Consider the following 22,327-nt stretch of genomic DNA (forward strand, 5'->3'; position numbering starts at 1 on the left):
CGAGGGAATAATATGACGACTATGCTTAAAAACTGGATTGGCGGACAATGGGTCGAGGCATCGGCCGAAAAGTACGACAATGTATTTAATCCTGCAACCGAGGAAATTTTGGCGCAAGTTCCGCTCTCATCCGAGGCTGACGTGGACGCGGCCGTTCAAACGGCAAGACATGCATTCGAGAGCTGGAGCAAGACGCCGGTTCCAAAACGTGCCCGTGTATTGTTTAAATACCAGCAGCTTCTCGTTGACCATTGGGAAGAGCTTGCGCGCCTCATTACGACAGAGAATGGCAAAAGCTATGCCGAAGCGTACGGTGAAGTGCTTCGCGGCATCGAATGCGTCGAGTTCGCTGCAGGGGCTCCGACGCTCATGATGGGCAAGCAGCTGCCTGATATCGCAACGAATTTGGAATCCGGGATGTACCGTTACCCGATCGGCGTCGTTGGAGGCATCTCGCCATTCAACTTCCCGATGATGGTTCCTTGCTGGATGTTCCCGCTCGCGATTGCTTGCGGTAACACATTCGTCCTGAAGCCATCAGAGCGTACGCCGCTGCTGGCTAACCGCCTTGCAGAGCTGTTCCATGAGGCCGGATTGCCTGCGGGCGTGCTCAATGTTGTCCACGGCGCACATGACGTGGTTAACGGCATTTTGAAGCACCCGAACGTACAGGCTATTTCCTTCGTCGGCTCGCAGCCGGTTGCCGAATATGTGTACAAAACGGGCACTTCTTACGGCAAAAGGGTTCAAGCGCTTGCCGGCGCCAAAAACCATTCCATCGTCATGCCGGACGCGGATCTTAACCTTACCGTTAAAGAAATCGTCAGCGCGGCATTTGGCTCTGCGGGCGAGCGCTGCATGGCTTGTGCCGTTGTAATCGCAGTAGGCGATGTCGGCGATGATCTGGTACGCCGGTTGTCCGAAGCGGCGGACAACATTACGATCGGAAACGGACTGGAAGAAGGAACGTTCCTCGGTCCCGTTATTCGCGCACCGCATAAGGAAAGAACGATCGGCTATATAGAGTCAGGCGAAACCGAAGGCGGCTTGCTCGTGCGTGACGGTCGTAAAGATGCAGCCACCCAATCCGCCGGCTATTTCGTAGGACCGACGATTTTCGATCAAGTTAGCTCCGAGATGAAAATTTGGAAAGATGAGATTTTCGCTCCTGTCCTGTCCGTCATGAGAGCAGAAACGCTGGAAGAGGCGATTGCGATCGCAAACCGTTCGGAATTCGCCAACGGCGCTTGCTTGTTCACAAGCAACGGCAGCAGCATGCGGCAGTTCCGCGAGACGATTGACGCAGGCATGCTTGGGATTAACCTAGGAGTACCAGCTCCAATGGCATTTTTCCCATTCTCAGGCTGGAAAAAATCGTTCTACGGCGACCTTCATGCCAACGGCACGGACGGCGTAGAGTTCTATACCCGCAAAAAAATGGTGACCGCTCGCTGGTAATCACGGCATAAGCTTGGAGGCTGATCCGAAATGACTTTAGTATCGATGACTGACATGCTTCGCACGGCGAATGCGGTCGGCTATGCGGTTGGGCAATTCAATTTGAATAATCTTGAATTCACGCAAGCTATTTTGACCGCCGCGCAAGAGGAGGCTTCACCGGTTATCCTCGGTGTGAGCGAGGCTTACATTCCCTATATGGGGGGACTGCCTTACATCTACGGCATGGTAAAAACGTTGATCGAACATTATGGAATTACGGTACCCGTCGCTTTGCATCTCGACCATGGCTCCTCTTACGAGGTTTGCATCCGGGCGCTTAAAGCGGGTTTCACCTCCGTCATGATCGACGCTTCGCATCATTCACTGGAGACGAACATTGAGACCACGAAAATGGTAACGAAGGCAGCCCACGTGCTGGGCGCTTCCGTCGAAGCGGAGCTTGGTAGAATCGGCGGACGCGAAGACGATCTGGAAGTGCTGGAAGCAGAGGCTTCCTATGCGGAATCGGCGGACTGCGTGCGTATGGTGAAGGAGACGGGCATCGACTGCCTAGCTCCCGCGCTTGGTTCCGTTCACGGCCCTTACCGCGGTCAGCCCAAGCTTGGGCTAGACCGGATGAAGGAAATTCATTCGCTTACTGGTGTACCTCTTGTACTTCACGGAGGAAGCGGCATCCCCGAAGCTGAAATCCGGGAGGCTATCGCATCGGGAACGGCAAAAGTCAACGTCAATACCGATAGCCAAACCGTCTTTACGCAGACGATCCGGGACTATTTGCAAAACCATCCGGAAACCTATGATCCAAGACATTATTTGAATCCAGCGCGCGAAGCGATCAAGGCTGCCGTCCGCGACAAAATGCGGCTTTTCGGCAGCTCGGGACAAGAGAAAGGCGGACGAGTATGACAAAAATTAGAATCGGCATCATCGGCGCAGGAAGAATCGGCAAAATCCACGCCGACAATTTAAGGAGACATCCGCAAGCGGAAATCGTAGCGATCAGCGATCTTTTTGCCGGTCCTGAACTGACCGAGTGGGCGCTGGAAAGAGGTATTCACATCGTGACAAAGGATAGCGATGAGCTGCTGGCAAATCCGGACATAGACGCTGTTTTCATTTGCTCTTCCACGGATACGCATGTGCCTCTCATTAAACGTGCGGCACAGCAGGGCAAGCATATTTTTTGCGAAAAGCCGGTTAGCATGGATATACGCCAGACGGAGGAAGCGCTGGAAGAGGTTCGCAAAGCCGGCGTTCAGCTTCAAGTTGGCTTCAACCGCCGATTCGATCATAACTTCAAGCGAATCCGCGATCATGTTCAAGCCGGAGCGATCGGCGAAACCCATCTAATCAAGATTACTTCCCGCGATCCTGCACCTCCGCCGGAAGCCTATATTAAAGTATCGGGCGGTATTTTCATGGATATGATGATCCATGATTTCGACATGGCTCGCTTCCTTTCGGGCAGCGAGGTAGAAGAAGTATACGCACAAGGCAGTGTACTTATTGACCCAGTATTTGGCAAGCACGACGACGTCGATACGGCGATCGTGACGCTCCGCTTCGCTAACGGCGCACTTGGAGTTATCGATTGCAGTCGCAAAGCGGTGTACGGCTATGATCAGCGCGCCGAAGTATTCGGCTCGAAAGGTGCCGTGGCAGCAACGAACGATCACCCTAATACGGCTGTGCTCAGCACGGAAGAAGGCGTCATCAGCGAGAAGCCGCTTCATTTCTTCCTAGAGCGCTACAATATGGCATATATCGAAGAAACGGAGCAGTTTATCAATGTTTTACTTCAAGGCGGCGAAGTTTCGGTCAGCGGAGCAGATGCATGCCAGGCAGAGAGAATCGCGCTCGCAGCGAAGCTTTCTCTGCGCGACAACCGCAGCGTCAAGCTCTCGGAGCTTATGGAATTGAAAGAAGGGGTGTAATCGAATGAGCAAACTGATCGTTAGCCCACAGCATCAAGCTTCGGGACTTACTCCCGTACTTTCGATTACTCCGGAATCGGCAGGCTGGAGCTATGTCGGCTTCGAAGTTTACCAATTAAATCCGGGGGAGAAGTTAAGCCGCGCAACGGGTGAGAATGAAGTTTGCCTAGTGCTGCTCGGCGGATTAGCCAACGTGACGACGGCGAAATCCTCATGGACGAATATAGGCCAAAGAATGAGCGTCTTCGAGCAAACGCCTCCTTATTCCGTCTACGTGCCAAACGACGACAAATACGAGCTGGAGGCTCTTACGAAAGTGGAGCTTGCCGTATGCGAAGCGCCTGGAAAAGGCAACCATCCCGCACGTCTTATCGCACCGGGAGACGTCGGCGTCGAGGTCCGCGGGACGGGAACTACGCAGCGGCACATTCACAATATTTTGCCCGAGCAAGAGCCTGCAGACAGTCTGCTTGTCGTTGAAGTGTTTACACCGGAAGGACATTGGTCCAGTTACCCGCCGCACAAGCATGATCGCGACACGCTTCCCGAGGAGTCGCTGCTGGAGGAAACCTACTATTACCATGTAAAGCCTGAGCAGGGCTTCGCCATCCAGCGCGTCTATACGGATGACCGCTCGCTTGACGAGACTTTGGCGGTCAAAGACGGTGAAGCGGTGCTTGTTCCGCAAGGGTATCATCCGGTTTCGGCGCCTCCGGGCTACCAGGTATACTATCTTAACGTTATGGCGGGTCCAACCCGCATCTGGAAGTTCCATAACGATCCAGATCATGCTTGGATCGCAACAAGGCAGCAGCCGTAGTCACCGTTATATTTGCAAATTGTTTGCAAATATAGCGGAAAAATCGGATAATATCCGGGTAAGGGGGCTTATAGCCTGTCCTTAACATCCTAGGGTAATGAGGTTGGGCATGAAAGCGACCACGATATATGATGTTGCCAAGGAGGCAGGCGTTTCCATCGCGACCGTCTCCAATGCGATAAACGGCAAAGGAAAAGTAAGCAAGAGAACGCGGGATGAAATATTTAAGGTAATGGAGCGTCTCCAGTACCAGCCGAGCGTAATCGCTTCGGCGTTGATGGGTAAGAAAACGTACACAATCGGTCTGCTCATTCCCGATGTATCCAACCCCTTTTTCTCCGAGATTGCCCGTACTGTGGAGGATTTGGCGCATTTCGAAGGATATAGCGTCATCGTCTGCAGCACAGACAACAAGGATGATCGGGTAGAGAAATATATTCGGCTGTTGGAGCAAAAAAGCGTAGACGGCATTTTAATCGGGACCGGCGTGGAAAATGCAGATATTTTGACGCAGCTGGTAGAAAAATCACTGCCAATCGTTATGATTGCTAGGGAAGCCGTCGCGATGCCGGTTCACAGCGTGCTTACGGACGATTTCAAAGGCGGGTCGCTTGCCGCCGAGCATTTGCTTGGCAGAGGTCATCGCAGAATGGCGGTGTTATCTGAAAACTTTAAAGTAACAAGCAGCTTCGAGCGGATAAGAGGCTTTAGATTCGCCTTGTTCGAGGCGGGAATTGCCTTAGACGATGCCTACATTTTGTCATGCGATTCCAGCATTAGAGATGGAAAACGGGCGGCTGCGGCGCTAATCCGCGGGGAAAAGCGTCCATCGGCGATATTCTGCTGCAACGATTTGCTTGCAATCGGTGCATTGCAAGCCGCCAAGGAAGCAGGAGTACGGGTACCGGAGCAGCTGTCGATTATCGGCTTTGACGATACGATTCTGTCTACTGTGACGAATCCAGAGCTTACGACGATCGCCCAGCCGATGGACCAAATGGTCAAGCTGGCGTTCGATTTGCTAATTCGCAGCGCGGAGAACACGGATGAAATTAAGCAAAGGATCGTTATGCAACCCGAGCTGGTCGTCCGGGAATCCACAGGTACACCAACAAATTAATATGGGGGAAGGGTGTTCTCTCGCGAATTGTCAAGATCGGAAACAACTTAAGCCGCGAAATGAAGAGCGCATATGCTGGACATCTTCCAAAGTTGGACGCCGAGCTTGCCTAATACGCGCAGCGGATACTATTGGTCTTATACTTATTAAGTGAAGAAAAGCCCTTCAGGCAGCCTGAAGGGCTCTCTGTCAGTCTGTGGTCGGTGAGCAGGACTCGTTCATCGAGCCAGGCTCGTATTCCTGTTAATCCGCCCAGCGACGGTCATTTCCATCCAAGATGCGCATACCGCACTGAAAAATGTGTGAAAGAAGTTCCAGAGCTGTGCGAAGTAGGCTATAATCATTTTACAGCTTGTCATTACGCGGAGGAATTAAGCTGAAAGGCGTTCACAGCAAGCTTGCAAACGAGGCTTGACTCTAACGGCTTACGGGAACGAGGTTTAGCATGCTTGAAAGCGATTACCCGAACGACTTTATGGTAAGCAGTAAAATTATTGAACGCAGCTCTTGTTCACCGATCATCAGTGGAAACGAGAGTGTGTCTAAGTAAATGAGGTGGGTTTATGACACAGTTTACTTCACTTATTGTTGATTTTTTTACTGATTTTGAAATGTATTTCCGTATTTTAATTAGCGCCATCCTGGGGCTGTTGATCGGGTTCGATCGTACGCACAAGAATAAACCTGCGGGTGTGAAGACGTATACGTTCGTGACGGTCGCATCTACGCTCATCACGATCGTGTCGATTGAAAGCGTGGCGAGATACGGCCATATGCATGATCGAACGATGATGGACCCGATGCGCTTGACCGCTCAAATTGTTTCCGGTCTCGGTTTTCTTGGAGCGGGACTCATTATGAAAACAGGATTCGAGGTGAAGGGTCTAACTTCTGCGGCGATGATATTATTCGCTGGCGGGGTTGGAATCGGTATCGGGGCAGGTTTCTATGGTATCGTCATTTTTACGATGGTTACCGTCTTTTTATTTATTCGGGTAGGCGGCTGGATCGAGAAGAAGGAGCATGACCGGCTTCATACCATAGACGATATCGATTTGTCGGCATAAGGTATGAACGTTTTCTTGTGGTCTCTGCCAGGAATCCGTAAATCCTGATTACTTAAAAAGTGCATACCACACTTTTTAAGTAATCAGTTTTTTTTGCTCTCAAAGACGTTTGCTCCCTCAAACCGATTAAGATGTTTTAACCTGTCTGCGGTATTCAGCTGGCGTAACGCCGGTGATTTCCTTGAAGACTCGTCCAAAGTGACTGGTGTTAATATATCCGCTTTGAATGGCTATACCAGAGACTCGTTCCTCACTTGTTTGAAGTAAATTCTTGGCGTGGTCTATACGCAGATTGGTCACATAATCCCAGAAGGTTACATGCAATTGATCCTTAAACAGATTGCAGAAATGAAATTTGTTTATATCCAAATGGTCAGCAATTTTCTGCAGATTAATGTCTGTCGTATAAAAGCGTTTACAAAACTCTACTGCTTTGTCAATTAAGACACCTTGGTGATCTGTTATGTTTTTTGTAATTATAAAATCTTGTATAGCAGTAGAATACTGTAGAGCATCCTCATATGCTTCTGGCAATTGCTGAGGGGGTATTTGCTTCGGCTGGAACCGACCTTAAAAGGTTTATGGAAATAATTCAACAGGATTCGAATACAGTCTTGAATGAGATGAGTATCCGTGTCCTTAGAAGCGTGTATCACAATGATTTCGTTAAGCTTGCGGAAAAAACTGATTCCGTGATAACCAGAATAAAGCAAATGACTGTTCATTTCCTCTGTAATGCTAATTTTAATGACTTAAGCTGGATCGGTGTCAGCTTGTTTAACTTTATTTGGATACGTTCTTCGTTATAAAATTGGATAAAAGCTTCAATTCGTTGTTGAGCCTCTTCAATTGAACGGATATCATATGGATAGAGCGCTTCCGCTTTAAGGTGCGAGAAGAAGCTTTCCATAGCGGCATTGTCTAGACAATTACCGCGACGCGACATGCTGATTTTGGCGCCAACCGTAGGCAGCATGTCGTGGTAAGCATGAGACGTGTACTGGAAGCCTTGATCGCTGTGAACGATCAACCCAGACACGTCTTTGTGCTGTTGAGTAGTATCAGTTAGTCACGTTCCCGAAGCTGAATTCAAGTATGGGGGGAGAATAATAAATCTCCCCCTACTTCAATCCTGAATTTCACTAATCTAACTAAGCAAACAGATTTTCCATCCCACAGTTTGCGGGGTTGTTTTATTGCAAAATCGCTTTGGCTACGATTGCAAGATCTGCAATGTCAACATTGCCGTCTTTATTGACATCCGCATTCCCGTTCCAGCCCTCTTGACCTTCTTCTTTGCTGTAAGCCGCTGCAACAATAGCCAAGTCTCCAATAGAAATTTTTCCATCCCCATTGACATCGGCATTGATTTTCTTGGTGTCAAACACTTGAATGGCCGCTTCCAATGCAGCTTTCGCGCTATCCACCTGCTGCTGAGTGGCATTCGGATCGTTTGCTGTCGCTTTGGCCTCGGTGATTGCCGACTGCAATTGCGCTTTGGATCCATTCACATACTGGCCGTGCTCATTGCCTTCCTCTGCTTCATCGTGCATAGCCTGAGCGCTTGTGATTAAAGCATTCAAGAGTGATTTATCCACAGGTATACTAATTTGTATCTCGTGGGAGGCTCCGCCGACCTGCAGTTCATTCCCCTGTCCATTAGCAATCACAACATTGTCGACAGAAATTGTCGCTGCCTCCGCTGTAGATTTGGCTGTAAATTTGAAATTCAGTAAATCGCCTTCGGCAAGTATCCCTTGGTTTGCTTCCACGCTGGCAGCAATAATCCGAATTTGCCCCGGCGTTGTCTCTTGTTGTTCAATGACTTGGAATCCATCTTTCAGCGATGTAACCGAATCGAATTGTAAATTCGCTGGATTATAATGCAGCGTCAAATCTTGGGCATACATTTGCTGGTATACACTTTGTGTTACGCCGGTCAATCCCATCTTTACATCAAATATTTGACCAGCGTTCACCTGCTGTAAACCAGTCAATGTAGTCTGAGGCATTGCAGCCGGAGGCACCGGCGCGAAAATTTTCATTTCCGACAAACCGACATTTGATCCGCTTCCTCCGGATACCTGGAATTTGACCCATGTCACCGTCTTCTCAGGGAAAGTTACAGAATAAGCGCTTCCATCATTCGGGATTCCTGAAACCGCAAAAGTGCTTCCGTCGCTAAAGGTAAGCGTTCCGCCGGGCGCCCAGTCCGCTGAATTAGGCCGATCATTGAAAATAATCTTGTCGAACGTTTGACTCGTCGGCCAATTCACCTGGATCCATGGATTCTTTTCTCCCTTGGAGGCCCATTCGCCCATAACCGCTTGCCCTATGCCGTCGAACACTTTGTCAGGAGTATAACTGGCATTGTAATACGATGAAGCGGTAAATGTTGCGTTCAACGCTGGGATCTTATTAACAGTTACTGTAATTCTTGTTGTCAAAGGCACGTTATCGGGATTTAACACCCCAGGTGGCAAAGTTACAGATCCATTTACAGTGAAGGTCTGCGCTGTCGTGGCAGTTGGATTGTAGCTTGCACTATCTACATCCCAATTCACATTGGCAACCAAGTATCCCAAATCGGTTACAAGCGTTACTTTGGCAGGCAATCCAAGGGCGTCCGCTGTATTCGCCGTTCCGATCGCCACGTCTGTTATGTCAGCAGGCGCAGTGATGCTGTTCAATTTAGTCTCTGTCGATCCATATATCAAATCCGCAATAATTGGCAGATGGTCGGAAGCGATACGGGTCGTTTCCTTTAGCAGGACATCCGCGTTCTTCATCACTATATTTTTGGAGGCAAAGATATAATCGATTCGTTTTACCGGGTTCGGCAACGGATCGGTGTAATCCTCGTTCTGACCCAATGAGCCGAACACATCGTTATAGGCTTGCATCATCGGTTGCATTTCGGCGCTGTTCGGAAGAGCATTGAAGTCGCCGACGAAGATAGCTGGTCCTTCGCTTTTCTCACCCCACGCTAGTATTTCCTTGATCTGCTGCGTCCGTTCTGACGCTCTTTCCCAATCAAGATGGGTGTTGAAGAAACGGAATTGGGTTCCTTTAACGTCGACTACGGTTTCCAACAATCCCCGTTGTTCGCCCAAGCTGAAAAGGAAGTGATTCTCGGAAGAAACAATCGGATATTTGCTTAAAACGGCCGTTCCGTATTGATGGCCATTCGAATTCAGATTTGCCCCGTACGCGAATTCCATGCCCAGATACTCGGACAGCCGTCTGGCTTGATCTTCGAAATTGCTCCGAGGACCGAAGTTATTATCTACTTCTTGCAGGCCGATGATGTCGGCATTCGAGTCTTTGATAATGTCACCGATCCGTTTCAAGTCCAATTTCCCATCCGATCCTGCAGCGTGATGCATGTTGTAGGACATCGCTCTGATTTGAACCTTCTCCAAATCAGAAGATTCCGCCGCCGTAACGGATGTCCCCATCGCGAACGAGACCGCCAACAAGGACAATATGGTGCCGACGAGAATTGATTTCTTAAAAATTGATTTTATAAACAAGCTACCACTCTCCTAGATTTTTTTAAGTAAAAAAGCAACAATAGAGTTAAGAAATGAGCGTTTGTCGTCTTGCTTTGCCCGTTAACGTCGAATCATATTTCCCTCCCTCGTCGTAAAGCTTTTGAGCTGAATTCGCTAGCATTGATCCTATACAGCTCTTGCTACAAGATCTCCACACCAATTTATCGTATCAACTATCACTGATATATTCTATTTAATATATTGTTAAGATAAGGATAATTTGTTTTAAAAAGTCAATTTTAGTTGACAAGAGAAGGAGAGCTTGATCGGCAGAAGGAATGGTATTATGACAGCGCTTCCTCAACGCTATATCTTTAGGCTTTGACCGGACGCTCCTGTATCCATAAGTTCTGTGTTGAAGAAGCCGGCGATGCCGGCTTTTTTTATCAAGTTACCATATATGGTGTCGCGGAAGATACACAAGTTTTTAAAGGTTCTGTAAATGAAATGAAATGTCATGTCATCTGAAGTAATATATAAATAAACAGATGTAACGAGTGCAAGGAGAAAAATGACAAAAAAACAAAAAAAGTATAAACGATTCAGGGATGATATAAAAAAAACATTTATCATTTATGCGTTTACTCCAGTTATCATCGTTGCACTTACCAGTTATATCCTTTTATTTTCTAGTTTTTATAAGACGATTGTTTCAAGCAACTATGATTACAACGTCCAGATCGCCGAGACAGTAAGTAATATTATAGGTTCTTATCAGAATCAAGCCTATCTTATGTCAAAAGATAGTAGCTTGTTAACATCACTGGAGTCGAAGCTTCCGAACAGCGAAATATACGGAGAGTTATACAATTTCATAAATCAAATGCAAATAAAGGGTAATTTCTTTGTGTTTGACGATAAGCTTAACCCTATATTACAAAGCTCGAATCATATCCCCGAATATGTCCAAGGTAATGATTCTGTGAAATGGGGACTCCTTCGAAGAATGCTGGATAGCCCTGAAGAAGTCATATTGGTCAGGGAACATGGTTTTATTGACCACAGTCGAAGCTTGACCATTGGCAAAGCCATAGTAAAGGAAAGCCGTGTAATCGGATTTATTATCTTCGACATTAACCAAAGTGACTTAGTCAAGCTTATCAGCACAAATTTTTCAACTAGTGTCGTTATAACTGATTACTTCGGATATGTAATTGCAGACACAAATGAATTGCTAGTCGATCAATTAGGAAAAATTGATTCGAATTTGAGAGATAAATCCGGAATTGTCAAATCGAATAAAGATACTGAATATGTGACAAGAACAGAAATACTAGATGGGCTTGTTATTATTTATACACTCACCTCTGTCGGTTACTTTAAATCGATGCTAATTCTGGCAGGTTCATTATTAGGCTTGCTTGTCGGCATGTTTGCCTTGACAACGTTCATATCAGCAATAAAAATTGCCAACAGTAAGACCAGAGCCTTAGATGACATAGTAAGGGCGATTGAGAATGTTCAACACGGTAATTTGGATACCCGGCTCATAGTCAGTACGAACGATGAATTCCAAGTCTTTGCAGAAACTTACAATCAAATGCTTGCCGATATTAAAAAGTTGATTGAAGCGAACAATGAAAAGGCCCGGCAAAACGTAGTATCCGAAATTAAACAACTGGAGTCCCAATTTAATCCTCACTTTCTTTTCAACACGCTGGAAACGATTCGTTATATGGTAAAAATGGATCCTTCTACTGCTGATAAGATGATCATCGTGTTATCCAATTTGTTAAGATACAGTATCAATAGCACCATTACGGAGGTTAGCCTCGGGGAAGATATTGAGTATACCAAGAACTATTTATTCATTCAAAAATACCGTTTTGGTAAAAGTTTTGATTACGAGATCCATGTGGATGAAGCTGCACTGGACTGCATTGTCCCAAGGCTTATCGTGCAGCCGATTATAGAAAATTCAATCATACACGGATTTGCTAGCCGTAAGTCCTTGAATATACAGATTAAAGCGGTCATTACTGAAAAACATCTGGTCGTCGTCATTCGTGATAATGGTAAGGGGATGGAGCCGAATGTTTTGCAAAACATCAAGGAAATTCTAAAGCGGAATAAAAACAATTCATCCCATATCGGTTTGTACAATGTTCATCGGAGAGTACAGCTAATTTATGGTGAAAATTACGGAGTAGACTTATCAAGCGAGCATCACGGCGGGACAGTTGTCAAAATTACAATACCTGTTAGTCAAGGGGGAGTATAATCGTGTTGAAGGTAGTTATTGTGGAAGACGAGGAAATTATTAGAAAAGGGCTAGTTCACACGGTTGATTGGCTGTCTATGAATTGTACCATTGTAGGTGATGCCGGTGACGGGCAGGAAGGACTCCAATTGATTGAGCAGCACCGTCCCGACTTAGTCATTACTGATATCCGGATGTGTGTCATGAATGGGTTAGAAATGGTAGAGCAAGCTTTGAAAATATATCCGTTCCAAAGCATTATACTGACCAGCTATAGCGAGTTCGATTATGCGAAACAGGCAATCTCATTGAAAGTTTTTGAATATTTGTTAAAGCCCGTAGATGAAATAAAGCTTGCAGGCATTATCGAGAATATCAAGCGAGAAATAAAACAAGGCAAAGTGTACGACGAGTTCGTCAATATAACGAAAACGGAAAACGATCATTATTTGATTGATTTGGATGGTTATCTGTTTACCGAACATAGACAAAATTATTATGTCAGTGAGATGATCAAGCGCATTAAGAGCGATTACGATCAAAAGCTGACTATAGAAGCTATCTCCGGTCAACTGGGAGTCAGTCCGAGTTACATGAGTCGAAAATTGAAGGAGGTTACTTCCCAGACATTCTTGGATATCCTAAACAAGTACAGAATTCAAAAAGCTGTTGAATTGCTCAACATTGGTAAATGTCGGATTTATGAGATAGCCAATATGACTGGATTTAGTGAGTATAAACATTTTTGCTCTGTATTCAAAAAATACACAGGCACAAATCCTACCAATTTTATGAAGTCCGGTCACCGAATAGTCATCAAGAATAGATCAGTAAGCTTAATTAACGATTAGAAGAAACAGCTCAATTAGGTCGATACCTTTATGAGCTGTTTTTTTATTGAGAGTATTTATGTTCATTTACTAGGATAGTTAAACTATTTTTTCGGATTGTTCAGATTATTGGTCTCTATTAAAATGATTTCGAAGACACAGTAAATATGAAGGGATGAAAGAAAGTTGAGATACAATTATCACATGCATTCCTGTTATTCTGACGGCACGGACACACCGGAACAATTAATTAATCTGGCACAAGAATATGAAATGAAATCAGTTGCTTTAACGGATCACGATACTGTGGATGGAGTAGAGGCTTTTATGGCTGCCGCTGCACGAGCGAATATTGAAGCCATTCCTGGAGTAGAAATTTCATCACGCATTGGCCAGAAAGGCATACATATTCTTGGGTATGGGATCGACATAAAAAACATAGAGCTGCTCAAATTGCTGGATACTTTATCCCTTGAAGCTACAGCTTACACTAAGCATACTTTTGATAAATTTGTAGCTGATAAGTTCGGTTATTCTTGGGAACAAGTGGAGTTTTATGATAGATATAAGAAAGGAAAGGGGCTTTATCTATCAGATGTGTTCTCAGCCATGCTGAGTGATGGATTATTCAACAACTGGTGGCAGTACGGAGGGCTTGTTGATTATTGCTTTAGTAACGTAAAGCAGGAATATGGTGCCCCGGCTGAAACAGTCATGCAAGTAATTAAGAAAAGCGGAGGAAAAGCATTTCTAGCTCACCCTAAGCTCATGAAAATGAGCCTGGAGGGGGAATTAAGTATATTTAAGCAACTAAAAGATTTGGGGTTAGATGGTATAGAAGCCTATTACCCCGAACACTCGCCTAAAGAATCCAGCTGGTATGAACTCTGCTGTGAGAAATTAAACTTGGAGGTATCTGGCGGAACGGACTGGCATGGAATGGCACGCCAGAAATCGCCTTTGTACTTTTGTGGCAATATATGTATAAAATGATGACTTAGAATCGTATCTTTGTCGGAATTTTATACTTAAGTGAATTCAGTTATTCGGATAATTGTACTTTATTTTCAGATTGTTCGACCTATTCAGACAGAATACAATAAATATGAAGACAAAATAGAAATATTTGGAGGAGTTAGAATGAAACGGATTTTTGCAATCGGACTGATGGCAAGTACACTGTTTTTAGCCGCTGCTTGCTCAAACTCAACATCAGTAAATACAGGGGAAGCAACAACCAGCCCAACAGCAAATTCATCAGCTAAGGCACCAGAATCCAAGTCGCTCGTCGTTTATACGGCAGCAGCGCAAGATGTCATGAATGTTGTAATCCCTGAATTTGAAGCTCAAACTGGAATTAAGGTTGATGTTGTTACTGCGGGTACCGGTGAGCTGCTTAAGAGAATCGAAGCGGAACAGGCAAATCCGTTGGGCGATGTTGAATGGGGTGGAACAGCATCGGTTATTGCTCCGAAACAAAATTTGTTTGAACCTTATACATCAGTGAATGAAAGCTCTATTATAGATTCGGCCAAAAATACGGAAGGGATGATCACCAGAAACAACATTATTCCGATGGTGCTTCTCGTGAACAAAAATCTTATTGGCGATATTAAAGTTGAAGGCTATGTGGATCTTCTCAATCCAGAACTGAAAGGCAAGATTGCATTTCCCGATCCTGTCAAATCGTCAACAGGCTTAACTCACGTAGCAAACATATTACAGACTATGGGTGCCGGTGATGAGAATAAGGGCTGGGATTACATCGAAGACTTGGTCAAGAATCTTGATGGCAAGCTTATCGGAAGTTCGTCCGCAGTGCCCGAGGGTGTTGCTAAAGGCGAGTATACTGTAGGTTTCACTCACGAAGAGCTGGCGTCCGCGGCTGTCAGACAAGGTTCTCCGGTAGAGGTTGTCTACATGAATGAAGGCGTAATCGTATCGCCTGGCACCGTGCAAATTATTAAAGGTGCCAAAAATATGGAGAATGCAAAAAAATTCGTTGATTTCCTGACATCCAAAGATTTGCAGACTCTTACAGCTGAGAAACTTAATATGCGTGCTTCCAGGAATGATATTACTGCGCCAGCAGGGTTAAAGCAGATTTCGGATATCAAGATCGTTCCGGAAGATCTGGAATCATCGCTAGTTAACACGCAAGCATGGCTCGACAAGTTTAAAGATGTTTACACAAGCAATTAAGTGATAGTCGATACTACATTACGATAAGAATTAGAGTGCTATGGAAGCCTGTGACATACACATGTTGTAGGCTTCTATAGCAAGGGAGGAAATCAAGTGAGCATTGCCATTCATGTTAACCAGGTTGTAAAAAAATATGATAACGCTAAACTTACGATCATTCCGGGGCTTTCAGTTGAAATAAAGAATGGTGAGTTTTTTACACTTCTTGGACCATCGGGCTGCGGCAAAACGACATTGCTAAGAATGATTGCTGGGTTTAACTCAATCGAGGAAGGGGAAATCCTTTTTGGCGATCAAGTCATCAACGATATTTCGGCTCACAAGAGAAACATTGGCATGGTGTTCCAGAATTATGCCATATTCCCGCACCTGACAGTACAGCAAAATATAGAATACGGATTAAAGCTGAGAAGGCTTCCCAAAGCAGAGATTAAGAAAAAAACGGAAGAAATCATGAATATCGTTAAGATTGATCAATACAAGCAGAGACTTCCGGAGAAGCTTTCCGGCGGCCAGCAACAGCGTGTAGCTCTTGCAAGAGCTATTGTCATTCGCCCCAGTGTTCTTCTGATGGACGAACCGCTCTCCAATCTGGATGCCAAGCTGAGAATTGAGATGAGAACCGCGATAAGGGAAATACAAAGGGATGTAGGTATTACCACCGTCTATGTAACCCATGATCAAGAAGAGGCTTTGGCAATATCCGATCGAATTGCAGTCATGAAGGATGGCGTGATCCAGCAGGTTGGAAAACCGAGAAATATTTATACTCGTCCGTTCAATACATTCGTCTCGAAATTCGTGGGTCATTCGAACTTATTTAAGGGATCCATTCGGTTAAAAGCAAACGAAAAACGCATCGAATTCCAAAACGGCTATTCTATATTGATGCATAATTTGGCTGATGATGTGTTTGATGGACAGAATGTTATTATTGCGATTAGACCCGAACAATTTTTCGTAGCAGAGAGTGGCTTGAAGGCAACAATCAACAAAAGTACATTTCTGGGTCAATATATTAATTATGAAGTGAATCTCCAAGGAGAGATGATGACAGATGCCGGACATCCCTGTGAATTTGTTCAAGATTTGGGTCAAGCGAGTAAATTTTACGAAGTGATGGATGAGCTGTTTCTCGCTCCAAACAGTGAAAAGATCAACGTGTTTACCGAGGATGGAGAACGGAGTTTAATCGAGGGCGTGAAAAGGCATGACTAAAATTAAATTAGATTTCTGGACAATCATGGCCCTGGTTATAGCTATATTATTAGCATTATTCCTGATCTATCCTATGTTTTCGTTGTTAGTAAGCAGCTTTAAAGATCCTGTGACAGGAACGTTTACGTTCCAAAATTTCATTAAGTTTTTCGAGAAACCATATTATTATCTAGGTTTATTGAATAGTTTCAAGATTTCTATTTCTGTTACTTTTTTATCCATTCTAATCGGCGCGCCGATGGCCTATCTTATGACGGCATACGAAATCAAAGGCAAAAAAATGATTGAAATCCTGATCATCATATCGATACTTTCGCCGCCATTTATCGGAGCATATTCCTGGATCCTTCTTAGCGGTCGCAGCGGTGTGATCACGAAGTTCTTCTCGACTCTGGGAATCGAAATGCCTAGCATATATGGCTTTGGTGGTATTGTTCTGGTGTTAACTTTGAAATTATTTCCATTCATATATCTCTATGTGTCCGGAGCATTGAAGATGGTTGATGCATCACTCATCGAGGCGGCCGAGAGTTTGGGATGCAGTCCATTCAAGAAGGTATTCAATATTATCCTGCCATTGATTGCTCCAACATTGCTAGCTGGCTCGCTCTTGGTATTTATGGATGCTATGGCGGATTTCGGAACTCCGATGCTTATCGGGGAAGGGTTTAATGTCATGCCTGTTATGATTTATTCCGAGTTTATCAGCGAAGTGGGCGGGCAGGCGAATTTTGCAGCAGCATTGGCAACTATTATGGTATTGATAACAGCCTTATTATTTGTTGGTCAAAAAATTTATCTTAATAAGAAATCTTTTACGATGAACTCCTTAAGGCCAATACAGCCGGCAAAATTCAAAGGGATTAGTGGAATTTGGGCACATATCATGATCTATTTCGTTGTTTTGTTTGCAATTATTCCCCAGTTGACCGTAATGATTACCTCTTTCCTTGAAACGAAAGGCACCAGATTTATAGCAGCCTTTTCATTGGAGAGTTATAGAATAGTTTTTGATACTCTTTGGGAATCGATAGTCAATACGTATATTTTTGGCTTTGAAGCGTTAGCTATTATCGTTGTTTTGGGGATGTTCATAGCCTACCTATCAACAAGGAAAAGAAATGCGCTTACTTCCTTAATCGATACCATTTCAATGTTTCCATTTGTTTTACCTGGATCAGTGCTTGGCTTAACTCTACTTCTCGCGTTTAATCAGAAGCCTATGCTGCTGAGCGGAAGTGTGATGATTCTGGTGCTTGCTTTTGTAATAAGAAAGCTTCCATATACGCTTCGGTCCAGTGCGGCAATTATTTACCAGATTAGCCCAAGTATCGAGGAAGCATCCATCAGTTTGGGGTCTTCGCCGGTAAAAACATTTTTTAAGATTACGGCGGTCATGATGCTTCCGGGCGTCCTCTCGGGAGCGATATTGAGTTGGATAAACGTTATTAATGAATTAAGCGCATCTATTATTCTTTATACCAGTAGTACCAAAACGATGTCAGTTGCCATATATGCGGAAGTAGTCAGGGCAAGTTACGGAACAGCCGCAGCGATATCTAGCATTCTTACTTTCACAACCATTATAGTACTAATGATTTTCTTCAAGCTGACCGGGAACAAATCTGTCACCATGTAACAATTTATAGCAGATCAGAGTATTTCCATCTTCACCGTCTGAGCTAGGTGCGGATTATATTAGTACGACAAAGGAGTAATAACTGTGCTATTAGAAGGTCAGCCAATGTATTTGCGAATAGCAAATGAAGTTGAACGAATCATAAAGCACGGAAATTTTAAACCACATGATCCTGTTCCTTCTGAGGTAGAATTGGCAAAAATGTTTAGTGTCAGTCGAATGACCACCAAGCTGGCACTTGAACATCTTGCCAAGCAGGGAATGGTTTACCGAATGGCTAGAAAAGGGACGTTTCTAAGTGATCTCTCGAGCGAATTATCGCAAACTGACGGCAATAGAAAAAAAATAACATCTACTGGCATGATGAGTAATTGTATTGGACTAGTAGTATCAAATTTGGATCCCTATACGTCCCAAGTCATATCCGCTATTGAATCCGAGGCAAGAAATCTGAACTACAACCTTATCATTAAAGTAAGCAAGGGACTTGTAGATGAGGATTTCTGTCTTCGTCAGTTTGTTCAAGAACAAGTTAGAGGCATTATTTTGCTTCCTCGGACGCGCACGTATTACAGTGACCAAGTGATGCGATTGAAGATAGATAGATACCCTGTTGTTATAATTGACCGTTATTTTCGAGAACTCCCTATTGATTGTGTATATCATGATTATTTCCAGGGAGTATACCAAATGGTTGAACATTTGATTAAGAAAGGACACACGAAAATTGGCTTAGTCACAAACATAGTCTCCGCAATTAATCGAAGTGAAGAACAACATGAAGGCTATTTTAAAGCACTGTATGACAATGGAATCCCAGTAAAAAGTAATAATATCCATATCGTAGATCAATTAAAAGATCATACGAATTATTCGGATTTTGATCCGCTGCTGGATGAATTTATACGAAAAAATTCCGACATAACCGCCATCATGTGCGGAAACGACTACTTGGCAGCCTCGGTTCTTTATTGTGCAATGAGTCGGAAAATCGTAGTGCCGGATCAGCTTTCGATCGTTGGATTTTCAGATATTCAAATGGCAACAATGCTTCCTGTTGCTCTTACAACCGTTAGGCAATCGACGGAGGAGCTGGGAACAGAAGCGGTTAAGCTTCTGGTTAAGCGTATGAACCTCTGTGACGAGAAGGAGATTACTGTGAAAATAAGAACGCAAATTATCGAACGGAATAGTGTTTCCGTTTGTTCAGAATAATATTCATATGAAGGCTTGTACATTGGTCACTCCATTTTATTCATTTGAAGGGAGCTTGTAATTATGCTATCCACGTATACTCGAGTCAGTATTCACGCAGCTACTGCGGTTTGCTTTCTCCTCACTATTTTCGTTGTTTTAAACCAAGGCGCTCCGTTGCAATTCTTTATGACTTCCGAACAGGTACAATCCTTCAAAACCATTTTCATCAGCATTATATTGGAGGCTATTCCTTTTATTTTGATCGGTGTATTTCTGTCTGCTGCGCTGCAAAGTTTTGTTTCTGAACAGACGATCCGGCGCTTGATTCCTTCCAATCCATTATTGGGTATTATATATGCCTGTTTATTGGGCATTCTTTTCCCCGTATGCGAATGCGGCATGATTCCTGTGGTCAGAAGACTAATGATGAAAGGAATGCCCGTATATATCGCTGTAGTTTTTATTCTTACAGGACCCATTATTAATCCTGTTGTGTTCTCCGCCACTTATTTAGCTTTTCGTAGTTCTCCTGCTATGGTTTACTCGCGAATGGGGCTTGCTTTTTTAGTTGCCTCCGTGATCGGCTTGTTGCTGTACCGTTTCTTGAAATCAAATCCTCTGCGCAGCAATCACTTACATGTTTCATCCCACGAAGGACATCAGCATCATAACAACAAATTAACCACTTTTTTCGTCCATGCATCGGATGAATTTTTTGTAATGGGCAAGTATATTGTCTTCGGTTCCCTTCTTACCGCAATCATCCAAATCTTTATGCATAGGGAAAGTCTTGTCGCTATCGGACAAGGACCGGTTAGCTCGCATTTATTTATGGGGGGCCTCGCTTACATCATGTCGATATGCTCAACATCGGATGCTTTTGTGGCGTCGTCCTTTGGTACGACATTCACATCAGGGTCTCTTCTGACCTTCCTCGTGCTCGGCCCAATGCTTGATATTAAAAGTACACTGATGCTGCTCTCAGTATTTAAATCAAAATTTGTGCTCGTACTATCGATACTTATTGTTATTACCGTACTGGCGGGATCCATGCTTTGGGAGGTTTTGTTATGAATAACAATCGCATGCTGAGCTTGCATTATATTATTCGTATGCTTATACTGCTTGGCTTTTCCTCTTATATCGTATATTTGACTAAAACCGACGCACTACAATATTACATTGCTGCACGCATGATGATCTTCGTCAAAGGTGTCGCTGTTGCCTTATATGTCATTGCCTGTTTTCAGGGTTATTTGGTTTTCAGCGTTTACAGGGGGAAACGAGTAGACTGCGAATGCGAATGCGAACCTCAAGCTTCGCGATCTTCCTTTCCTATCTCCCTGTCTTACTTATTACTGATCTTACCTTTGCTTCTTGGCTTTGGCCTTCCGGATACTGCTCTAGGAAGTGCAATGGCTTCGGCGAAAGGGATGAGTCTTTCAACAGTGAAGCAAGAACCACAGCAGCGCAGCGCATCAGAAATAACAACCCCAAAAGCAGGGACGGAAGTAACCGATGCGGAGATCGAACAGATGTTCAACGATGAGTGGGAGGAGGTATATTCCAAAATAGGAAGGAGTCTTTATAAAAAAGATCCGATCGTTGTCAAACAGTCTCTTTATAAAGAAATTATATCGACGATTGATTTGTTCAAACATCATTTCATAGGTAAAAAAATCGAAATCAGTGGCTTTGTTTACCGTGAAGAAAATATGACAAGCAATGAGTTTATCGTTGGACGTTTTGTCATCAATTGCTGTTCCGCAGATGCCATGCCATACGGGGCGATGATCGAATTCCCAGCAGCTCAAAATTATCCAACAGATACTTGGGTCAAGGTCACAGGAACCATTCAAAGCGGCAGTTACAATGGCAATGAGATCTTCAAGATAAAGGCTGACCAGATTGAGGAAATCGAAGTCCCGGATTCACCGTACCTTAATGCGAATTACGATCCCCTTAATGATCTTGACTAAAATTAATAAAAAAGAGGTAATCAAGTGAAAAATTTGCGTTTATTCCTGTCTTTATTAATCATCTTGTTAGGCTTAGGCGCTAGCACAACTGCATCTGCGCATATTTCAAATGCGGGATACTCGGAGTTATACGTTGAAGGAAACGAGATTGCCTATGAACTTTTTATTAGTGAATCAGAATTAATGCAACTGTTCGATTCCAACGGTGATAAACAATTGGAGAACGAGGAATTGGCATTGCAAAGAGAGAGTCTCGAATCGTATTTACAGAAAGGTCTTCGTATAGATATAGATTCAAAGCCCTTAAAGATGGAATTGCTTTCAGTTAAAGTGGAAAGAAGAGTCACAAGAGGCGTGGTGTTTCAACTGACGTTTACCGGAGATGAAGAGATTGAAAAATTTAATCTTCATTATAATCTGGTGTTTGATGACGCTGCGCTTGACCATATGAATGTACTTTTAGTCCATTCAGGGGAAAATTTACAGAATGATATTATAGATAACACGAAACGAGATTTTCTGATCAACCTTCCTCAGCCTAAGACTAGCGCTGTTTTGTGGCACTACTTTAAGCTTGGCATCGAACACATTTTGATTGGTTATGATCATTTGCTCTTTTTGCTTAGCTTGGTATTAATCGCGACTCGCTTCAAAGATGCCATTCAAATTATTACAGCTTTTACAGTTTCTCATAGCATAACCCTACTTCTTGTAGCCACGGGAAGGCTCCACGTCAACTCGTCTTGGGTCGAAGCCGCGATTGCCCTGACAATTTGTTATATGGCAGTGGAAAATATGTTTGTTCAAAAGGCCAAATGGCGCTGGATATTGACATTTGTATTTGGCCTTATTCACGGCATGGGCTTCGCTGGGGCTTTAGCTGAAACGGGTCTTCCAAAGCACAATTTGCTTAGTGCTCTCCTGACGTTTAATTTAGGTGTGGAAGTGGGACAGCTAATGGTCCTATGTCTGTTGCTGCCTTTCCTCATTTGGCTGAGAAAATTCAAGTTTTATCGTAAAATAATACTCTCAACGTCGTGCTTAATTTTTGTGGTGGCATTTATTTGGTTTATTCAAAGATTGTAATGAGATTTTTTATATTA

Annotated in this window: 19 protein-coding genes; 16 read left to right on the plus strand and 3 right to left on the minus strand. The window is 44.1% G+C overall.

Going from position 1 to position 22,327, the window contains the following annotated elements; translation table 11 throughout:
* Positions 1 to 12: 12 nt before the first annotated feature.
* From AC0YN7_RS00580 to AC0YN7_RS00605, 6 genes are all read left to right on the plus strand, one after another.
* Positions 13 to 1,458: a CoA-acylating methylmalonate-semialdehyde dehydrogenase gene (locus AC0YN7_RS00580; protein ID WP_475808002.1), complete on the plus strand. Its 1,446-nt coding sequence runs from the start codon at positions 13 to 15 to the stop codon at positions 1,456 to 1,458.
* Positions 1,459 to 1,488: 30 nt separating this feature from the next.
* Positions 1,489 to 2,367, plus strand: a complete 879-nt coding sequence (gene fba / locus AC0YN7_RS00585) for a class II fructose-1,6-bisphosphate aldolase (protein WP_475808003.1) — start codon at positions 1,489 to 1,491, stop codon at positions 2,365 to 2,367.
* Positions 2,364 to 3,395 carry an inositol 2-dehydrogenase gene (iolG, locus tag AC0YN7_RS00590; protein WP_475808004.1) on the plus strand — a complete coding sequence of 344 codons (1,032 nt, stop codon included), beginning with the start codon at positions 2,364 to 2,366 and terminating at the stop codon, positions 3,393 to 3,395. Before fba ends, iolG begins: the two co-directional genes overlap by 4 nt.
* 4 nt (positions 3,396 to 3,399) lie before the next feature.
* Complete coding sequence (gene iolB / locus AC0YN7_RS00595) at positions 3,400 to 4,215, plus strand: 5-deoxy-glucuronate isomerase (protein ID WP_475808005.1); 816 nt, start codon at positions 3,400 to 3,402, stop codon at positions 4,213 to 4,215.
* A 109-nt stretch (positions 4,216 to 4,324) separates the two neighbouring features.
* On the plus strand, positions 4,325 to 5,335 hold the full coding sequence (locus tag AC0YN7_RS00600; RefSeq protein ID WP_475808006.1) for a LacI family DNA-binding transcriptional regulator: 1,011 nt from the start codon (positions 4,325 to 4,327) through the stop codon (positions 5,333 to 5,335).
* A 563-nt stretch (positions 5,336 to 5,898) separates the two neighbouring features.
* Entirely contained in the window at positions 5,899 to 6,402 is a 504-nt protein-coding gene (locus AC0YN7_RS00605; protein WP_475808007.1) for an MgtC/SapB family protein, read from the plus strand.
* A gap of 126 nt (positions 6,403 to 6,528) precedes the next feature.
* Here AC0YN7_RS00605 and AC0YN7_RS00610 read toward each other — a convergent pair whose 3' ends face one another.
* The 3 genes from AC0YN7_RS00610 to AC0YN7_RS00620 form a co-directional block, all read right to left on the minus strand.
* Positions 6,529 to 6,936, minus strand: a complete 408-nt coding sequence (locus AC0YN7_RS00610; protein ID WP_475808008.1) for a helix-turn-helix transcriptional regulator — start codon at positions 6,934 to 6,936, stop codon at positions 6,529 to 6,531.
* A gap of 187 nt (positions 6,937 to 7,123) precedes the next feature.
* Positions 7,124 to 7,441, minus strand: a complete 318-nt coding sequence (locus tag AC0YN7_RS00615) for a transposase (RefSeq protein ID WP_475808009.1) — start codon at positions 7,439 to 7,441, stop codon at positions 7,124 to 7,126.
* 154 nt (positions 7,442 to 7,595) lie between these two features.
* Entirely contained in the window at positions 7,596 to 9,935 is a 2,340-nt protein-coding gene (locus tag AC0YN7_RS00620) for a DUF7402 domain-containing protein (protein ID WP_475808010.1), read from the minus strand.
* Between the two features lie 532 nt (positions 9,936 to 10,467).
* On the opposite strand from AC0YN7_RS00620, the gene AC0YN7_RS00625 reads away from it, so the two are divergent.
* The 10 genes from AC0YN7_RS00625 (at position 10,468) to AC0YN7_RS00670 (ending at position 22,310) form a co-directional block, all read left to right on the plus strand.
* Complete coding sequence (locus AC0YN7_RS00625; protein WP_475808011.1) at positions 10,468 to 12,177, plus strand: sensor histidine kinase; 1,710 nt, start codon at positions 10,468 to 10,470, stop codon at positions 12,175 to 12,177.
* 2 nt (positions 12,178 to 12,179) lie between these two features.
* Positions 12,180 to 13,007 (plus strand): response regulator transcription factor, encoded by an 828-nt coding sequence (locus AC0YN7_RS00630; protein ID WP_475808012.1) that lies wholly within the window; start codon positions 12,180 to 12,182, stop codon positions 13,005 to 13,007.
* A gap of 165 nt (positions 13,008 to 13,172) precedes the next feature.
* Positions 13,173 to 13,979, plus strand: a complete 807-nt coding sequence (locus AC0YN7_RS00635; protein WP_475808013.1) for a PHP domain-containing protein — start codon at positions 13,173 to 13,175, stop codon at positions 13,977 to 13,979.
* 147 nt (positions 13,980 to 14,126) lie between these two features.
* Positions 14,127 to 15,188, plus strand: coding sequence for an ABC transporter substrate-binding protein (locus AC0YN7_RS00640; RefSeq protein ID WP_475808014.1), 1,062 nt, complete (start codon positions 14,127 to 14,129; stop codon positions 15,186 to 15,188).
* A 96-nt stretch (positions 15,189 to 15,284) separates the two neighbouring features.
* Entirely contained in the window at positions 15,285 to 16,409 is a 1,125-nt protein-coding gene (locus AC0YN7_RS00645) for an ABC transporter ATP-binding protein (protein ID WP_475808015.1), read from the plus strand.
* Positions 16,402 to 18,048 (plus strand): ABC transporter permease, encoded by a 1,647-nt coding sequence (locus AC0YN7_RS00650; protein ID WP_475808016.1) that lies wholly within the window; start codon positions 16,402 to 16,404, stop codon positions 18,046 to 18,048. Before AC0YN7_RS00645 ends, AC0YN7_RS00650 begins: the two co-directional genes overlap by 8 nt.
* A 105-nt stretch (positions 18,049 to 18,153) precedes the next feature.
* Complete coding sequence (locus AC0YN7_RS00655; protein WP_475808017.1) at positions 18,154 to 19,263, plus strand: LacI family DNA-binding transcriptional regulator; 1,110 nt, start codon at positions 18,154 to 18,156, stop codon at positions 19,261 to 19,263.
* 63 nt (positions 19,264 to 19,326) lie between these two features.
* A complete protein-coding gene (locus AC0YN7_RS00660) occupies positions 19,327 to 20,319 on the plus strand; it encodes a permease (protein ID WP_475808018.1) in 993 nt (330 codons plus the stop codon).
* Positions 20,316 to 21,224 (plus strand): TIGR03943 family putative permease subunit, encoded by a 909-nt coding sequence (locus AC0YN7_RS00665; protein WP_475808019.1) that lies wholly within the window; start codon positions 20,316 to 20,318, stop codon positions 21,222 to 21,224. Before AC0YN7_RS00660 ends, AC0YN7_RS00665 begins: the two co-directional genes overlap by 4 nt.
* Positions 21,225 to 21,248: 24 nt before the next feature.
* Positions 21,249 to 22,310: a HupE/UreJ family protein gene (locus AC0YN7_RS00670; RefSeq protein ID WP_475808020.1), complete on the plus strand. Its 1,062-nt coding sequence runs from the start codon at positions 21,249 to 21,251 to the stop codon at positions 22,308 to 22,310.
* Positions 22,311 to 22,327 lie beyond the last annotated feature (17 nt).

This window comes from Paenibacillus sp. J31R122 (genome assembly GCF_056269185.1).